Annotated in this window: 16 protein-coding genes; 11 read left to right on the top strand and 5 right to left on the bottom strand. The window is 70.0% G+C overall.

The annotated features are described in order from the left end of the window. Nucleotides 1–490 precede the first annotated feature (490 nt). On the bottom strand, nucleotides 491–703 hold the full coding sequence (locus tag PGN25_07190; GenBank protein MEH3117385.1) for a DUF1674 domain-containing protein: 213 nt from the start codon (nucleotides 701–703) through the stop codon (nucleotides 491–493). A 117-nt stretch (nucleotides 704–820) separates the two neighbouring features. On the opposite strand from PGN25_07190, the gene PGN25_07185 reads away from it, so the two are divergent. Further along, complete coding sequence (locus PGN25_07185; protein ID MEH3117384.1) at nucleotides 821–2,185, top strand: RsmB/NOP family class I SAM-dependent RNA methyltransferase; 1,365 nt, start codon at nucleotides 821–823, stop codon at nucleotides 2,183–2,185. Between the two features lie 60 nt (nucleotides 2,186–2,245). Here the strand turns inward: PGN25_07185 and PGN25_07180 are convergent, their stop codons facing one another. Continuing rightward, entirely contained in the window at nucleotides 2,246–2,410 is a 165-nt protein-coding gene (locus PGN25_07180; GenBank protein ID MEH3117383.1) for a hypothetical protein, read from the bottom strand. A 310-nt stretch (nucleotides 2,411–2,720) separates the two neighbouring features. On the opposite strand from PGN25_07180, the gene PGN25_07175 reads away from it, so the two are divergent. Together PGN25_07175 and PGN25_07170 are read left to right on the top strand one after the other, a co-directional pair. Then, a complete protein-coding gene (locus PGN25_07175; GenBank protein MEH3117382.1) occupies nucleotides 2,721–3,794 on the top strand; it encodes a hypothetical protein in 1,074 nt (357 codons plus the stop codon). Nucleotides 3,795–4,126: 332 nt separating this feature from the next. Continuing rightward, nucleotides 4,127–5,320: a pyridoxal phosphate-dependent aminotransferase family protein gene (locus PGN25_07170; GenBank protein MEH3117381.1), complete on the top strand. Its 1,194-nt coding sequence runs from the start codon at nucleotides 4,127–4,129 to the stop codon at nucleotides 5,318–5,320. Between the two features lie 90 nt (nucleotides 5,321–5,410). Here the strand turns inward: PGN25_07170 and PGN25_07165 are convergent, their stop codons facing one another. Then, nucleotides 5,411–5,740 (bottom strand): hypothetical protein, encoded by a 330-nt coding sequence (locus tag PGN25_07165; protein MEH3117380.1) that lies wholly within the window; start codon nucleotides 5,738–5,740, stop codon nucleotides 5,411–5,413. Between the two features lie 280 nt (nucleotides 5,741–6,020). Between PGN25_07165 and fabD the strand changes: the two genes are divergently transcribed. The 5 genes from fabD to mltG all read left to right on the top strand — a co-directional run bounded on the left by fabD (nucleotide 6,021) and on the right by mltG (nucleotide 11,158). After that, nucleotides 6,021–6,953, top strand: a complete 933-nt coding sequence (fabD, locus tag PGN25_07160) for an ACP S-malonyltransferase (protein MEH3117379.1) — start codon at nucleotides 6,021–6,023, stop codon at nucleotides 6,951–6,953. Nucleotides 6,954–6,982: 29 nt separating this feature from the next. Then, nucleotides 6,983–7,723, top strand: coding sequence for a 3-oxoacyl-[acyl-carrier-protein] reductase (fabG, locus tag PGN25_07155; protein MEH3117378.1), 741 nt, complete (start codon nucleotides 6,983–6,985; stop codon nucleotides 7,721–7,723). Between the two features lie 260 nt (nucleotides 7,724–7,983). Further along, on the top strand, nucleotides 7,984–8,220 hold the full coding sequence (locus PGN25_07150; GenBank protein ID MEH3117377.1) for an acyl carrier protein: 237 nt from the start codon (nucleotides 7,984–7,986) through the stop codon (nucleotides 8,218–8,220). A 99-nt stretch (nucleotides 8,221–8,319) separates the two neighbouring features. Then, nucleotides 8,320–9,582 (top strand): beta-ketoacyl-ACP synthase II, encoded by a 1,263-nt coding sequence (fabF, locus tag PGN25_07145; protein ID MEH3117376.1) that lies wholly within the window; start codon nucleotides 8,320–8,322, stop codon nucleotides 9,580–9,582. A 178-nt stretch (nucleotides 9,583–9,760) separates the two neighbouring features. Then, nucleotides 9,761–11,158 (top strand): endolytic transglycosylase MltG, encoded by a 1,398-nt coding sequence (gene mltG / locus PGN25_07140; protein ID MEH3117375.1) that lies wholly within the window; start codon nucleotides 9,761–9,763, stop codon nucleotides 11,156–11,158. A 162-nt stretch (nucleotides 11,159–11,320) separates the two neighbouring features. On the opposite strand, the gene PGN25_07135 is transcribed toward mltG, so the two are convergent. Further along, a complete protein-coding gene (locus PGN25_07135) occupies nucleotides 11,321–12,091 on the bottom strand; it encodes an NAD kinase (GenBank protein ID MEH3117374.1) in 771 nt (256 codons plus the stop codon). Between the two features lie 100 nt (nucleotides 12,092–12,191). On the opposite strand from PGN25_07135, the gene PGN25_07130 reads away from it, so the two are divergent. Continuing rightward, on the top strand, nucleotides 12,192–12,515 hold the full coding sequence (locus tag PGN25_07130; GenBank protein ID MEH3117373.1) for a divalent-cation tolerance protein CutA: 324 nt from the start codon (nucleotides 12,192–12,194) through the stop codon (nucleotides 12,513–12,515). A 95-nt stretch (nucleotides 12,516–12,610) separates the two neighbouring features. On the opposite strand, the gene PGN25_07125 is transcribed toward PGN25_07130, so the two are convergent. After that, a complete protein-coding gene (locus PGN25_07125) occupies nucleotides 12,611–12,772 on the bottom strand; it encodes a hypothetical protein (GenBank protein ID MEH3117372.1) in 162 nt (53 codons plus the stop codon). Between the two features lie 306 nt (nucleotides 12,773–13,078). On the opposite strand from PGN25_07125, the gene PGN25_07120 reads away from it, so the two are divergent. Together PGN25_07120 and zwf are read left to right on the top strand one after the other, a co-directional pair. Next, a complete protein-coding gene (locus PGN25_07120; GenBank protein ID MEH3117371.1) occupies nucleotides 13,079–13,501 on the top strand; it encodes a PilZ domain-containing protein in 423 nt (140 codons plus the stop codon). A 410-nt stretch (nucleotides 13,502–13,911) separates the two neighbouring features. Continuing rightward, a complete protein-coding gene (zwf, locus tag PGN25_07115; protein ID MEH3117370.1) occupies nucleotides 13,912–15,390 on the top strand; it encodes a glucose-6-phosphate dehydrogenase in 1,479 nt (492 codons plus the stop codon). Nucleotides 15,391–15,480 lie beyond the last annotated feature (90 nt).

The following is a 15,480-nucleotide window of genomic DNA, read 5'->3' as shown; positions in this document are numbered from 1 at the left end:
GAGGATGGCGCCACTCGGCCGAGTCGTTCCCAGCCGGATCGAGGAGCAGGAGCCGGCCGAGAGCGCGCTATGCGCCCGCTAACATACTAATATAAAAGAAATTTTATGGAAAATTTTGTGGTTTGTGTCCATCGGGATACGCGCTTTCGCGATGCGGCCATCGTGGGGTGCCGCCTTCGCGATCCTGCCGGCGAGTGGTGCCGGACCGCCGGGATGCCTCGTCCAGCGCCGCCGCGGTACTGGATTGCTTCGCCTGACGGTTCGCAATGGTGGTGTGAGTTTCCCCCTCCGTAGCAATCCAGCACCGCGACGCAGGCCGGATGAGGCACGCGCGTCATCCGATACCTGTTCGCCAGCAAGGCCAGGCGCGGCCCTGACCCGCATCGCGCCTCCGCCGGTCCTGATCCGGGCGGCCCATGCGTTCCTTTGGCGGGCCGCCTGACGATGCGATGCCGCCGACCACCGCGGGAGACATGGGAGCGAGGCCCGCTCAGAAATCGCTGGCGAGGCCCTTCACCTCCCAATCCTCGTAGCGCACGGGTTCGAGGCCGCCCCGGCCCAGCCGCTCGGGCCGCTCGGCGATCCTGGCGGCGCGGGCATCGATCGCCGCGCGCCGCTCGGCCGCTTCCGCCAGCGCCCGCTGCGCCGCCGGGGCGAGCGCGCGGGGCGTCTCGACCGGTGTCTTGGCATCCGCCTCCGTCATGCCGGTCTCCATCCGCTTAAAGCCCTTGCCCTTGCATCCCTGGCCGACAGATGTGACTGCCTCGGCTCCGGGGCGAGCCCCCTTTCATTCCTTTTCGCTGAGAACGGCACGTCAAGCGTGGCATCGAAACCCAACCGCCGCACGCCGCCCCTCTTCGACCCGTCCGTGCCGGGGCTTGCCGCGCGCCACGTCGCGCGGGAGGCGGTCGCGACCCTGCTCGGTCCCGTCCGCGGGCTCGTGCTCGAAGACGCGCTGGCTGAGGCCGGCCGCGGCGCGGGATTCGAGGCAGGCGACGCGGCGCTCGCCCGGGCCATCGCCACGGCGAGTTTCCGCCGCCTGGGCTTCATCCGGGCGGCGCTCGCCGCCCGCCTGCGGGACGGCCTTCCCGAGGACCGGCCGCATCTTCTCGCCCTGCTGGTGACCGGAGCGGCGCAGATTCTCGACCTCGCGGTGGCCGATCACGCCGCCGTCGATCTCTCCGTGCGCCTCGCCAAGGCGGACCCGCAGACGCAGCACCTCGCGCCCCTGGTCAACGCCGTGCTGCGCCGGATCGCCCGCGAACGCGAGGCGATCCGGGCGGAAGCGGGCGATCCGCTCGATCGCAACACGCCGGATTGGCTCGCCCGCCGCTGGCGTGCCGCTTACGGGGAGGCGGCGGCCCGGACGATCGCCGCCGCCCATCTCGAAGGCGCGGCGGTCGATCTCACGATCCCCCGCGATGTCGAATCCTGGGCCGAGCGCCTCGGCGGCACCCGGCTCGATCTCGGCTCGGTCCGGCTCGCCGACGTGCGCGAGGCGGTGGCCGACCTGCCCGGCTACGCCGAAGGCGCGTGGTGGGTGCAGGACGCCGCCGCCGCCCTGCCGGTGCGGCTGCTCGCGCCGGTGGCTGGCGAGCGCGTCGCCGATCTCTGCGCGGCGCCGGGCGGCAAGACCGCACAGATCGCCGCCGCGGGCGCATCGGTGACGGCGGTCGACCGGTCCGCGGCGAGGCTGGAGCGCCTCGGGCGCAATCTCGCGCGCCTCGGCCTGTCCGCCGAGGTGGTGACCGCCGACGCCCTCGACCTGCCGGAGGACGCGCCCTTCGACGCGGTGCTGCTCGACGCACCCTGCTCGGCGACCGGCACGATCCGCCGCCATCCCGACGCCGCATGGACCAAGAGCGAGGCGGACCTGATCCGCTTGGCCGGGCTCCAGAGCCGCCTGCTCGACAAGGCGGCCCGGCTGACCCGTCCCGGCGGACGGCTGGTCTACTGCACCTGCTCCCTGGAGCCGGAGGAGGGGCCTACGCAGATCGCGGCCTTCCTGTCCCGCCATCCCGGCTTCGAACGGATTGCGATCACGCCGGACCCGCTCGCCGGCCACGCGGAGCTGATCGATGCCTCGGGCGATCTGCGTACCCTGCCGAGCCATCTCGGCGGCGGCATCGGCCGGGCAGGCGGTCTCGACGGCTTCTTCGCGAGTGTCCTGCGGCGGCGTGACTGAACGCGCCCGTGTCGGCGCGTGATCCTGTGATCCCGGTTTCCCGCGTCGCGGGCCACGCCCTCAGCAGCAATAGGCCTTCAGGCCGGCACCGACCATGGCGAGGCCCGTGACCAGGGCGAGGCCGCCGGCCGTCTCCATTCGCGCGGTCCAGGCCGGATAGCGCGGGGCTTGTCCCGCGAGAACGACGCCGCCGGACAGTGTGACGAGACTGACGAGGGCGATCATCCATCCTCCCGATCAAGGCGCCGCGTCCGAGCGCCGTCCAAACCTTCCCCACAAGGGCTTCGAAGGCGTTAACGCGCGCGTCGCGCAGACGGGCATCCCCATGGCCACCGCTGCCCACAGGCCCGCCACGAAGCTCGGTGCGAAGTCTCTCCGTCACCGAGCTGCCGCATCTCCGGGCATCTGCTTGTCATTTCCTGCAAAAAGCCCGTTAACCAATCGCTAAATTGCGTAAACAAACCCTTAGCGGGTCCGGTCGACTTCGGTTAAGTTTTTATCGAACCACGAACGTCCCTCCCGTTTCGGCAGCCCCATGCCTCACGTGTCCAGCTTCTGGGTGCGCTCTCCCGTCGTGCTTGCAGGCGCAACAAGCCTTCTCCTGGTCGGGACCGGGGCGGCCAGCGCCCACGTCAAATGGTTCTGCGCCTTCGACGTGGCCGGTCGGCCGCGCGGGCTCGAACAGGTGCTGTGCGCCGATTTCGAATGGCTGACCGGGCTCGCTCTCGTCTGCCTGATGTTCGGTTGCCTCGCCGAGGGGACGCCGCTCGGCACCGCGCTCCTCAACGCCCTCGACCGCGTGACGGTGCGGATCCGCGACAACAGCGCCCTGATCGTGCGGGCCGTGGTCGGCTTCTTCCTCGTCTCTCTGTGGAATCTCGGCGGGATCATCCTGACGCCGGAACTGAAGACCGACGCGGCCTGGATTTCCTGGCTTCAGCTCGCCATGGCCGCCGGGCTCCTGTGGAAGCGCACCCTGCCGCTGACCGCCGCCGGCATCGCGTTCCTGTTCGCCTTCGCCGTGTGGAACTACGGCGCCTTCCATCTCGCCGACTATCCGGTGTTCCTGGGCGTGGCCGCCTTCCTCGCCCTGATCGCCTTCGACCGGACCCTGTTCGGCCGGCGTCCCATCGACATCGTGCGCATCGCCGCCGCGATCACCCTGATGTGGGCCTCGGTCGAGAAGTGGGCCTACCCGCAATGGACCGATCCGCTGATCGCCGCCAAGCCCGGCATGACCATGGGCGCCACGCCCGAGCTGTTCATGCAGGCCGCCGGCGTGATCGAGTTCACCCTCGCCTTCGCCCTGATCTGGACCCCCCTGGTGCGCCGTGCCTCGGCGATCATCCTGGCCGCGATCTTCATCTCCGCCATCTTCGAGTTCGGCAAGATCGACGCCGTCGGTCACTCGAGCATCGTCGCGGTGCTGATCGCCGTCGCCGCCGACGACGCCCGCGTCGCCGCCACCCGTCGGGACGTGGTGCTCGCTCCGGTCTACTATGCCAGTGCCCTGATGATGTTCCTGGGCGTCTACTATCTCGCCCACGGCGTGCTCTACGGGAGGCTGTACGGGGTCGGCGCGGCGATCGGCGGGGTTCCGGCGATCTGATCCGGTCGGTCCGAGGGGGGCAGGTTTCGGGGGCGCCTCCGGCGGGGGAGCGCCCCCGACGCGCTTCGTCGAGGGCGTTTTCGATCGTCGAGAGGGGCATCTGCGAAAGATGTCCTCAGAAGAGGATATCCTTTCCGGTTCATTCAACAGGAACGCATTCGGACCATGGTATCGTCTGGTAAAGAATGAGCGAATGGGTCCGACGGTTCGGCAATAGCGTTTCGTTAAATACGCGCCGATGCATTTTCGCTCGCTCGAGCCCGCTTAACACGATGGCAAGCCGCCGCCGCCGACAGTCGAGCCGAGAACAACGCGGCATCGGACGGGATGGCATGAGACATCGTGAACGGACCGACGCGACGGCCCGGGTCCGGGCGGACGGCGTCCGCCTCCTGTCGCAGGCGCCTGGCGAGGCGCCCTTCATCCGCGGCCTCGACTTCGCCTCGCAGGATTGCCTCGGTCTCTCGACCCACCCCGAGATCGTGGAGGCGGCCGCCGAGACCCTGCGCCGGTTCGGCGTCCGCAGCGTCTGCGCCGCGGCCGAGGCCGGCGATCCCGGCCTGTCGCTGGCGCTGGAGCGCCGGATCGCCGACTTCCTCCAGATGGAGGAGGCGATGCTCTGCCCGACCGGCCGCGCCGCCGCGCTCACCGTGATCCGCGGACTCGTGCGCCCGGCCGACCACGTGGTGATCGACGCCTCGGTCCGGGGCGGCCTGCGCGAGGCGGCCGAGGCCGCGACACGCAACCTCTTCCCGTTCCGCCATCTCGATGCCGGGCATTGCCGCGCCCGTCTCCGGGCGATTCGCGCCCGCGACGTGGAGAACGGCATCCTCGTCGTGACCGAGAGCCTGTCCCCGGCCGATTCCGGCACGCCCGACCTCGCCGCCCTGCGGGCGCTCTGCGACGAGTACGGCGCGACGCTGCTCGTGGACGTCGCCGAGGATCTGGGTTGCCTCGGCGAGGACGGGCGCGGCCATCTCGGCCTACAGGACATGCTCGGCAAGGTCGATCTGGTGACGGGCAGCTTCTCGAAGAGCTTCGCCTCGAACGGCGGCTTCGTCGCCGCCCGCACCCGTTCGATCACCGCCTGCCTGCGCGCGAACGACGGTGCCGCCGCGAGCGCGCTCTCGCCGATCCAGACGGCGGTGATCCTCAGCGCCTTCGCGGTCATCGACGACGCCGAGGGGCAGGAGCGCCGCGCCCGGCTGATGCGCAGCGTCCTGAACCTGCGCGCGGCCCTGCGCGAGCAGGGGGTTGAGGTCAGCGGAGAGCCCTGCGCGACCGTCTCGGTACAGACCGGCTCGGCCGATCTCGCCCGCCTCGTCGGCCGCCGCCTGGCCGAATGCGGCCTGCTCGCCGATCTCGCCGCGACTTCGGAGGCCGGCCGCCTGCGGCTGCACGTGACCGCCGGACATTCCGATGCGGAAATCGCCCGCGCCGCCGCCTGCATCGCCGAAGCGCTGGAACGGGCGCGCAGCGACATCGCCGCCGCGCCGCGCGGACCGAAGTTGCGGGCCGCGGCGTAGCGTCTCTCACAAAAACTCCCGCCGCGCCGTCGCCGCCAGAGCGAGGGCGGTCGGTGACCGGGAGTTTCGTGAGGCACTCGCTAGTCCGCGCTACAGGACCATGCCGCGCGCGTCGGCCTCGCGATCCACGGTTTCGAGCAGCGCGCGCGAGGCGATCAGGCGCCGGTCGATCATCGGATCGGTGAGCCGGTCGATCCAGAGCGGCCACGTCGCACGCGCCTCCACGGTGCGATCTTCGAGATCGCTGCGCACGGCGCGAAGATAGGGGGCCGCACCGGGCCCGAGCCGGTCGAGGGTGACGCGCAGATCGCGGCGGAACTCGTGCGAGATCCGCGCGAGCCCGGCATGGGCGGTCTCGTAAGCGCCGATCAGGGCATGCGCGCGCCCGACGGCTTCCTGGGGGAACCTCGTTCGGAACATGGCAGGAATCTCGCTGGCGTCTTCTGGGACAATGCGCCGGCGCGCGCCCGGTTTCGCGTTCGACGAGCAGCAGGTCCCGACGGGTTCGAAGCGAGCTCGGCCGTGTCGAGCGTGGCTTTTCGCGCCGCCTGAACTTGTGCAGCGCATTGTTGACACCCGCGGCACGTGATGCGAGTGCGCCGCTCCTTGAGACAACGCCGCGCGACAGACCCGATCGTCGGCCCGCCGTCCGTGCGGCGTGCGGCGGGGCTGACGAGCGGGGCGACGGCGACGGGACGTCATGACGCGAGCCTTCATCTTTCCGGGGCAGGGCAGCCAAGCGGTTGGCATGGGCAAGGCGCTGAGCGAGGCGTCCCCGGCCGCCCGGCAGGTCTTCGAGGAGGTCGACGCGGCGCTCGGCCAGAACCTCTCGCGCCTGATGTTCGAGGGTCCGTCCGAGGAATTGACCCTGACCGCCAACGCCCAGCCGGCGCTGATGGCGGCGAGCCTGGCCGTGCTGCGCACGCTGGAGGCCGAGCGCGGCCTCGATCTGAAGCGCGACGCCGCCTTCGTCGCCGGCCATTCGCTGGGCGAATACTCGGCGCTCGCCGCCGCCGGCACCGTCTCGATCTCCGACGCCGCCCGCCTTCTGCGCATCCGCGGCGAGGCGATGCAGCGGGCGGTCGCACCGGGCATCGGCGCCATGGCCGCCCTGCTCGGGCCCGACCTCGCCACCGCCCGGGACATCGCCGGGGAGGCGGCGCAGGGCATGGTCTGCGGCGTCGCCAACGACAACGGCGCGGGGCAGGTCGTCCTGTCCGGGCATAAGGAGGCGGTCGAGCGGGCGATGGCGCTGGCGCAGAGCCGCGGCGTGCGCCGGGCGGTGCTGCTCAACGTCTCCGCGCCCTTCCACTGCGCCCTGATGGCGCCCGCCGCCGAGGCGATGCGCCGGGCGCTGGCCGAGGTGACGATGACGGCGCCGGTGGTGCCGGTCTACGCCAACGTCACCGCCGGCCCGCTCGCCGACCCCGATGCGATCCGCGCGGCGCTGGTGGCCCAGGTCACCGGCACCGTGCGCTGGGCCGAGAGCGTCGCCGCGATGGCCGGGGCCGGCGTCGACCGCTTCCACGAACTCGGCGCCGGCAAGGTGCTGACCGGCCTCGTCAAGCGGATCGCGCCGAATGCTTCCGCGGGCGCGGTCGGCACGCCCGACGACGTCGCCGCCTACGACTGATTCCCGTTTCGATCGGAAGAGCCGAGACCATGTTCGACCTCACCGGCCGCAAGGCCCTCGTCACCGGCGCGACCGGCGGCCTCGGCGGGGCGATCGCCCGGGCGCTGCACGCGCGAGGGGCGCACGTCGCCCTTTCCGGCACCCGCCGCGCCGTGCTGGACGAACGGGCGGCGGAACTCGGCGGCGGCCGCGTCGCCGTGGTCGAGGCCAACCTCGCCGACAAGGGCGCGGTCGAGGCGCTGCTGCCGGCGGCCGAATCGGCGCTGGGCGGCCTCGACATCCTCGTGAACAACGCCGGCATCACCCGCGACAACCTCTTCATGCGGATGAAGGACGACGAGTGGGAGGCGGTGCTCGACGTCAACCTCACCGCCGCCTTCCGGCTCTCGCGCGCCGCGCTCCGGGGCATGATGAAGCGCCGCTACGGCCGCATCATCGGCATCGGTTCGGTGGTCGGCGCCACCGGCAACCCGGGTCAGGGCAACTACGCCGCCGCCAAGGCGGGGCTCGTCGGCATGACCAAGGCGCTGGCGGCGGAAGTCGCCACCCGCGGGATCACCGTCAACTGCATCGCGCCGGGCTTCATCGCCTCGGCCATGACCGACGCCCTGAACGAGAAGCAGCGCGAGACGATCCTGACCCGCGTGCCCGCGGGGCGGCTCGGCACCGGCGCCGAGATCGGCGCGGCGGCGGTCTATCTGGCCTCGGAGGAAGCGGGTTACGTGACGGGGCAGACGCTGCACGTCAATGGCGGCATGGCGATGTACTGAGAATGTCCACAAAGGGACGTTCCGACCGGAAAACCACGCCGATGAACGCTTTCTGAACCGCCCCTCGCCAGAGCGGAAACCCTGTGTTAACACCCGGCTCAGCCGTGCAGGGGAGTTGACGGTTCAGCGGGTTGCGGCTTTTCCAAACCACGCGCGATCGAACACCGGCCGTCCAAGAAACCCCCGAAGCGGGCAGGCGGCCACGGCGCTTTCGTCAGAAGCACACACCACCACGATCGAGAAGACGAGGACCAACAACGATGAGCGATATCGCCGAGCGCGTGAAGAAGATCGTCGTCGAGCACCTGGGCGTCGAGCCTGAGAAGGTCACCGAGGCCTCCAACTTCATCGACGATCTCGGCGCCGACAGCCTCGACACCGTCGAGCTGGTGATGGCGTTCGAGGAGGAGTTCAACGTCGAGATCCCGGACGACGCGGCCGAGACCATCCAGACGGTCGGCGACGCGATCAAGTTCCTGGAGAAGAACTCCGCCTGAGGCGGTGTCCCGTGCGGGCGGGGTCGACAGGCCCCGCGCGCCGCTTACATGTCTCGGACAGGGCCCTGCGGGGCCGAACGGATCGGTTGGGATCGAACAATGCGTCGGGTGGTGATCACGGGTCTGGGGATGGTCACGCCGCTGGGTGGCAGCGTCGAGCACACCTGGAGCCGTCTCGTCGCCGGCGACAGCGGGGCCTCCGCCGTCACCGCCTTCCAGACCGACGACCTCGCTTGCCGGATCGCCTGCACGCTCCCCTTCGGCGACGGTTCCGAGGGCACCTTCAATCCCGATGCGTGGATGGAGGTGAAGGAGCAGCGCAAGGTCGATCCCTTCATCGTCTATGCCATGGCCGCCGCCGGCCAGGCGCTCGACGACGCCGACTGGCACCCGAAGACCGACGCGGACCAGGAGGCGACCGGCGTCCTGATCGGCTCCGGCATCGGCGGCATCGGCACCATCTACGATGCCTCGGTGACGCTTCACGAGAAGGGACCGCGGCGCATCTCGCCGTTCTTCATCCCCGGCCGCATCATCAACCTCGCCTCGGGGCAGGTCTCGATCCAGCACGGGCTGAAAGGTCCGAACCACGCGGTCGTCACCGCCTGCTCGACCGGCGCGCACGCCATCGGCGACGCCTCCCGGCTGATCGCGCTGGGTGACGCCGACGTGATGGTGGCCGGCGGCACGGAGGCCCCGGTCAACCGTCTTTCGCTCGCGGGCTTCGCCGCCTGCCGCGCGCTCTCCACCGGCTTCAACGACCGGCCGACCAAGGCTTCGCGCCCCTACGACCGCGACCGCGACGGCTTCGTCATGGGCGAGGGCGCCGGCATCGTCGTGCTGGAGGCGTACGAGCACGCCAAGTCGCGCGGCGCCCGGATCTACGCCGAGGTGATCGGCTACGGCCTGTCGGGCGATGCCTACCACATCACCTCGCCGGCGCCCGACGGCGACGGCGGCTTCCGCTGCATGAAAGCCGCGGTGAAGCGGGCCGGGATCGACCCGTCCGAGATCGACTACATCAACGCCCACGGCACCTCGACGCCGCTCGGCGACGAACTGGAGCTGAAGGCGGTGGAGCGGCTGCTCGGGGCGTCGGCGGCCAAGGCCTCGATGTCGTCGACCAAGTCGGCCATCGGTCACCTGCTCGGCGCGGCCGGCGCGGTGGAAGCGATCTTCTCCGTGCTCGCGATTCGCGACGGCGTGATGCCGCCGACGCTCAACCTCGACAACCCGTCCGTCGAGACGCCGATCGACCTGATCCCGCACGAGGCCAAGCGCAAGCGGATCGACACCGTGCTGTCGAACTCCTTCGGCTTCGGCGGCACCAACGCCTCGCTGCTGATGCGCCGCGTGGCATGATCCGCGCGCCGGCCTGACGCCGGGCGCGGCGGCTTCGCCGCGACCCAACGCCATTTCGCCACAAAACTGCTCAAGGATCGATGCGCCGCGGCGTCGAGCGCTCGGCGTGAAGCCGTGCGGCGAGCACGCCCCCCGGGCGGGCCTTTCGAAGGCCCCGCGAGGCCACAGCAGGATCCCGATGTTCCGCAGACGCCAAGAGCTGCCGTCTCCGCCGCCCGCTTCCGAGGAACCGTCGCTGCCGAACCGGCCGTCGCCGCGCAGCCCGGGCGAGGCCATCAAGCCGACCGTCGCCCCGCCGCCGCCCGAACAGCCGGAGCGCCGCCGCGGCGGCCTGCTCGCCACCATCAGCGGCTTCCTCACCCTCGCCGTGGTACTGGCACTGGGCGCCCTCGTCGGGCTCACCCTCGTCAATCGCCAAGCCTCCGAGCCGGGCCCGCTCCCCGCCGACAAGGTCGTGGTGATCCCGAACCGCAGCGGAACCTCCGAGATCGCCGCGATCCTCGCCCGCGAGGGCGTGATCGATCATCCGACCCTGTTCGAGATGACCGCCCGCTTCGGCGGCAAGGGGCCGCTGAAGCACGGCGAGTACATGTTCAAGGCCCATGCCAGCGTGAAGGACTCGATCGAGACCCTGAGCAACGGCCGGCAGGTCCAGCACGCCATCACCTTCCCCGAGGGCCTGACCTCCGAGCAGATCGTGGCGAGGCTCGGCGACAACGACATCCTGTCCGGCGAGATCGCCGAGACCCCGCCCGAGGGCTCGCTCCTGCCCGACACCTACAAGTTCGAGCGCGGCGCCACCCGCCAGCAGATCCTCAACCTGATGCGGGCCAAGCAGCGCGAGGTTCTGAACCAGATCTGGCAGCGGCGCAGCGCCGAGGTGCCGGTGAAGACGCCGGCCGAGATGGTGACGCTGGCCTCCATCGTCGAGAAGGAGACCGGCCGGGCCGACGAGCGGCCGCGGGTGGCGGGCGTGTTCGTCAACCGGCTCCAGAAGCGGATGAAGCTGCAATCCGATCCGACCATCGTCTACGGTCTCGTCGGCGGCCGGGGCACCCTCGGGCGCGGCATCCTGCGCTCGGAGATCGAGCGCGCGACCCCCTACAACACCTACGTGATCGAGGGCCTGCCGCCGGGCCCGATCGCCAATCCGGGCCGCGCCGCCCTGGAAGCGGTCGCCAACCCGTCCCGCACGAAGGATCTCTACTTCGTGGCCGACGGCACCGGCGGACATGCCTTCGCCGATTCGCTGGAGGGCCATCAGCGCAACGTCACCCGCTGGCGACAGGTCGAGCGCGCCCGCCAGCAGTCGCAGCAGCCCGATTCGGGCGCCGTCGACAAGGTCGACCCCAACGCCGCCGAGCCCAACGCCCCGCAGGCCCCCGGCCGCGCTTCCGCCTACGCACCGGGCTCGAACGCGGCCTTCGCCCTCGATGGCGCCGCCACCGACGGCACGCCCGGCGGCCAGCGCCCGAAGGCCTTCGATGCCTCCGAGGGCACGAAGCTCGATCCCCTGCGCAACAGAACCTACGATCTCGGCTCGCCGAAGACGGTGCCGGTGCTGCGCAACCCGTAGGGGCGTTCAGCGAGATTCTTGGGCGAACCGCGTTCCTGTATGGCTTCGTCTGACGGGGAGCGCTCTTTCTCCGTCGTGGCGAGGTGAAGCCGAAGCCATCCGGAACCGTGCCGTTGGCCGGACGCGCGCGATCGTTCGTCCCTCGGCAAAACCACGAAAGAATCAGCCGAACTGTTCGCGCAGGATGCGTTCTTCCAGGCTGTGGCCGGGATCGTGCAGCAGGACGAGGTTGGTGGCGTGGTCCAGCCACGTCTCCACGGTGCAGACCCGCCGGAATTCGGTGTGGTCGGCCACCGCCGCGACGGGCCGGTGCTCGGCGTCGATCACGTCGATGCGGATGCGCCCGTAGTTCGGCAGCAGCGCGCCGCGCCAGCGCCGGGGCCGGAAGGCCGAGATCGGCGTGAGCGCCAGGAGATGCGCGTTGAGCGGCAGGATCGGCCCGCCGACCGAGAGGTTGTAGGCGGTCGAGCCGGCCGGCGTCGCGGCGAGGATGCCGTCGGCGATCAGTTCGGGCAGGCGCACGTGGTCGTCCACCGAGACCCGCAGCTTGGCGGTCTGGTGGGTCTGGCGCAGCATGTAGACCTCGTTGATCGCCCGCGCGGTGTGGCTGCGCCCCTCGGTATCGGTGGCGATCATGGTCATCGGGTGGACGGTCGAGCGCTTGGTCGCCTCGAGGCGGTCGAGCAGGCCGTCCTCCCGGAACTCGTTCATCAGGAAGCCGACCGTGCCGCGGTTCATGCCGTAGATCGGCTTGGGCGCATTCATGAAACGGTGCAGCACCTGCAGCATCAGGCCGTCGCCGCCGAGCGCCACCACCACGTCGGCTTCCTCCGGCGGGACGTGGTCGTAGCGGCGCATCAGGGCGTCCGCCGCCTCCCGCGCATCCGCCGTGGGGCTCGCCACGAAGGCGATCCGAGAAAAGCGCCGCGGCATCCGTGCTGTCAGCCCTGTTGACGGGAAGAGGCCGAGCCGGTCTCACTCGGGGCAGCGTCGAGGCCCGCAGTGACACCGGCCTGCCGAGGAGAGCCATAGCATGGAGCGCCCGCTCCTCGTCTACACGACCTTTCCCGACGCACCGACGGCCCTCGCCGTCGGGGAGGCCCTGGTGCGCGAACGCCTCGCGGCCTGCGTGAACGTGATTCCGGGGATGCTGTCGGTCTACGCCTGGAAAGGCGCGGTGGAGCACGGCGAGGAGGTCGTGGCGATCCTCAAGAGCCGGGAGGGGCTGGCCGACGCCCTCGGGGCCGCCCTCAGGGAGCGGCATCCCTACGAGACCCCGATCATCCTGCACCTGCCGGTCTCGGGCGCCGATCCGGACACCGCCGCCTGGATCCGGACGGAGACCGGCCTCGGCTGAGCGCCGTCTCCCGCCCGGCGGACCGGTGCGGTCGGCATGGAAAAGGGCGCGGACCCGTTGCCGGACCCGCGCCCTGGAACCGTCGGTCGAGAGACTCAGATACCCACGAGGGGTGACATCACGCGCTGCTGACGGGCGATGCTGGCCTCGTACCGCTCGGCCTGAAGCCGCGTCAGGCCCGAGACCAGGGCCAATGACCCGCGATAGACGGTGTAGGTGCCGTCCTGGGTCGGTTTCACGCGAATGAGCTCGGACATGGGACCACTCCCTGCCAGGGGTCAAACATCGAACGCGTTACCACGGAAGAGTACGTTAATCTGCCGTTCACATCTTGCAAGCCGTTTCGTGACCGGACGCACGAACGATTTTCCTGTGCAGTGCAAGAAGCGAACGTGCATTTTGCGGTGCGGCATCGACGGTCGCGGCAAAGGATCGAGCGTTCTTCCCGAGTCTTAAGCCAAGGCGGTACGCGCCCGCGGTCGATCGGACATCGGCAGTGCAAATCTTGCATCAACACTTTTCCATTATCGTGACGCCGACGTCGCCTATTGCGGTAGTCCCCGATGCCGGATTTCCCCCTTCCGCCCGCCGATCACTCGACCGAAACGGGACCGGGCGACGTCGCGACGCATGTCGAGGCGGCTCTCGTCGCCCGGCGCGAGGAGCGGGCGTCCACCAACTGGATCGCGCTGATCCGGCTGTTCGACGGCACCGAAATCCCGTGCAACGTCAAGGATATCTCGAAGTCCGGGGCGAAGCTCGGCGTTCCGGCCGCCTATGAACTGCCCGCGACCTTCATGCTGCGAATCCTCGGCCGGGACTTCGTGCTGCGGGTGAACCTCGCGTGGCGGCGCGGCAATTACGCGGGCGTGCGAATCGAGCGCATCGCCAAATTGCCGGTCGCGGAGGAGAAGAAGGCGGCACCCGTCGAACAGGTGCCGGATTACCATTCCATCGGGACGCGCCGCAGCCGATCCTCGGACTGATACGACATCCGGTTGATGACCTCGGCCTCTCGTGTGTCATTGCGAGGCGAAGCCGTGGCAATCCAGGGCGCGACACCTCCGGATAGGGCGGCGGCCTGGATCGCTTCGCATTCGCTCGCGATGACGGGTGAAGAACCGAGCCGATCAACCGGAAACCGTATGACCCGGCCGCGCGGCATCGGGTGGGGCCGGATGTCCACGATGCGGCAAGGGAGCCGCCCGCTTCCCCGGTGAGGCGATGGGCGGCGTGTCCCTCGTTCCCGATCGTTTGTTCGGCAACACCCTTGCAAGGCCTCGTCGTGAACCGGTAACCCACCGTGCTGCGGCGTGCGTTCGGCGGACTGCCCGCGGGACGCGCCCTCGACCGCGAACCGGCGCCTCGACCCCCGCGCGAATCATGGGAGCCGTCCTTGGCCACCATCATCCCCGTCTCGCCCTTCGACTACGTCGTGTTCGGCGCCACCGGCGACCTGACCCAGCGCAAGCTCCTGCCGGCGCTCTACCAGCGCTACCGCGACGCGCAGATCCCGGAGACGAGCCGCATCATCGGCGCCTCGCGCAGTCACATGTCCGCGGAAGAGTTCCGCGAGCGCGCCCGCGACGCCCTGAAAAGCTTCGTGCCGGCGGGCGAGATCGACGAGGCCAAGCTCGACGGCTTCCTCGACCACCTGTTCTACGTCGCCGTCGATGCGCTCGGGGACGACGGCTGGGACGCCCTGAAGAGCCTGCTCGACGAGCGGCCCGATAGAATCCGGCCCTACTATCTCGCCACCTCGCCGGACCTCTACGGCGCGATCTGCCGGAACCTCGACCGCTACGGGCTGATCGGCGAGAAGAGCCGGGTCGTGCTGGAGAAGCCGATCGGCAAGGATCTGAAATCGGCCCGCGCCATCAACGACGCGGTCGGCGCGGTGTTTCCGGAGAACCAGATCTTCCGGATCGACCACTATCTCGGCAAGGAGACGGTGCAGAACCTGCTCGCGCTGCGCTTCGCCAACACGATCTTCGAGCGGCTGTGGAATTCCGACGTCATCGACCACGTGCAGATCACGGTGGGCGAGACCGTCGGCGTCGAGGGCCGCGGCGGCTACTACGACACCTCCGGCGCCCTGCGCGACATGGTGCAGAACCACATCCTCCAGCTCCTCTGCCTCACGGCGATGGAGAGCCCGATCTCCCTCGACGCCAATTCCGTGCGCGACGAGAAGCTGAAGGTGCTGCGCGCGCTCAAGCCCATCGGCGCCGCCGACGTGCAGAGCGTGACGGTGCGCGGCCAGTATGCGGCGGGCGCAGTGAACGGCCGGCCGGTCGAGGGCTACCAAGCCGATCTCGGCGACGACAGCCCGAGCCGGACCGAGACCTTCGTCGCCCTCAAGCTCGAAGTGCAGAGCGGGCGCTGGGCGGGCGTGCCGTTCTACATCCGCACCGGCAAGCGCCTGCCGAAGAAGCTGTCCGAGATCGTGGTGCAGTTCCGCGCCTCGCCGTTCTCGATCTTCCCGGCGGACGCGTTCGGGCGGGAGCCGAACCGCCTCGTCATCCGCCTCCAGCCGGAGGAAGGCATGAAGCTCGAGGTGATGACCAAGGATCCGGGCCCCGGCGGCATGCGCCTGCGCCCGACCAACCTCGACATCTCCTTCGAGGAGACCTTCAAGCAGCGCTACCCCGACGCCTACGAGCGGCTCCTGATGGACGTGGTGCGCGGCAACGCCACCCTGTTCATGCGCCGCGACGAGGTCGAGGTGGCGTGGGCCTGGGCCGACACGCTGCTCAAGGCCTGGGCCGACCGCCCCGAGCCGCCGCGCCCCTACGCCGCCGGAAGCTGGGGCCCGACCGCCTCGATCGCCCTGATCGAGCGCGACGGCCGCACGTGGCACGAGGAGATCGGCTGATACGACATCCGGTTGATGATCTCGGCCTCTCGCGATGACAGAGGGGGGCCAAACCCGAAGCGATCGATCGGAAACGGTATGACGCCTCCT

Origin of the sequence: Methylorubrum populi, assembly GCA_036946625.1 — a bacterium.
GTDB lineage: Bacteria > Pseudomonadota > Alphaproteobacteria > Rhizobiales > Beijerinckiaceae > Methylobacterium > Methylobacterium populi_C.
Note: the sequence above shows the minus strand (reverse complement) of the source record. Positions and strands in the feature narration are given on the sequence as shown.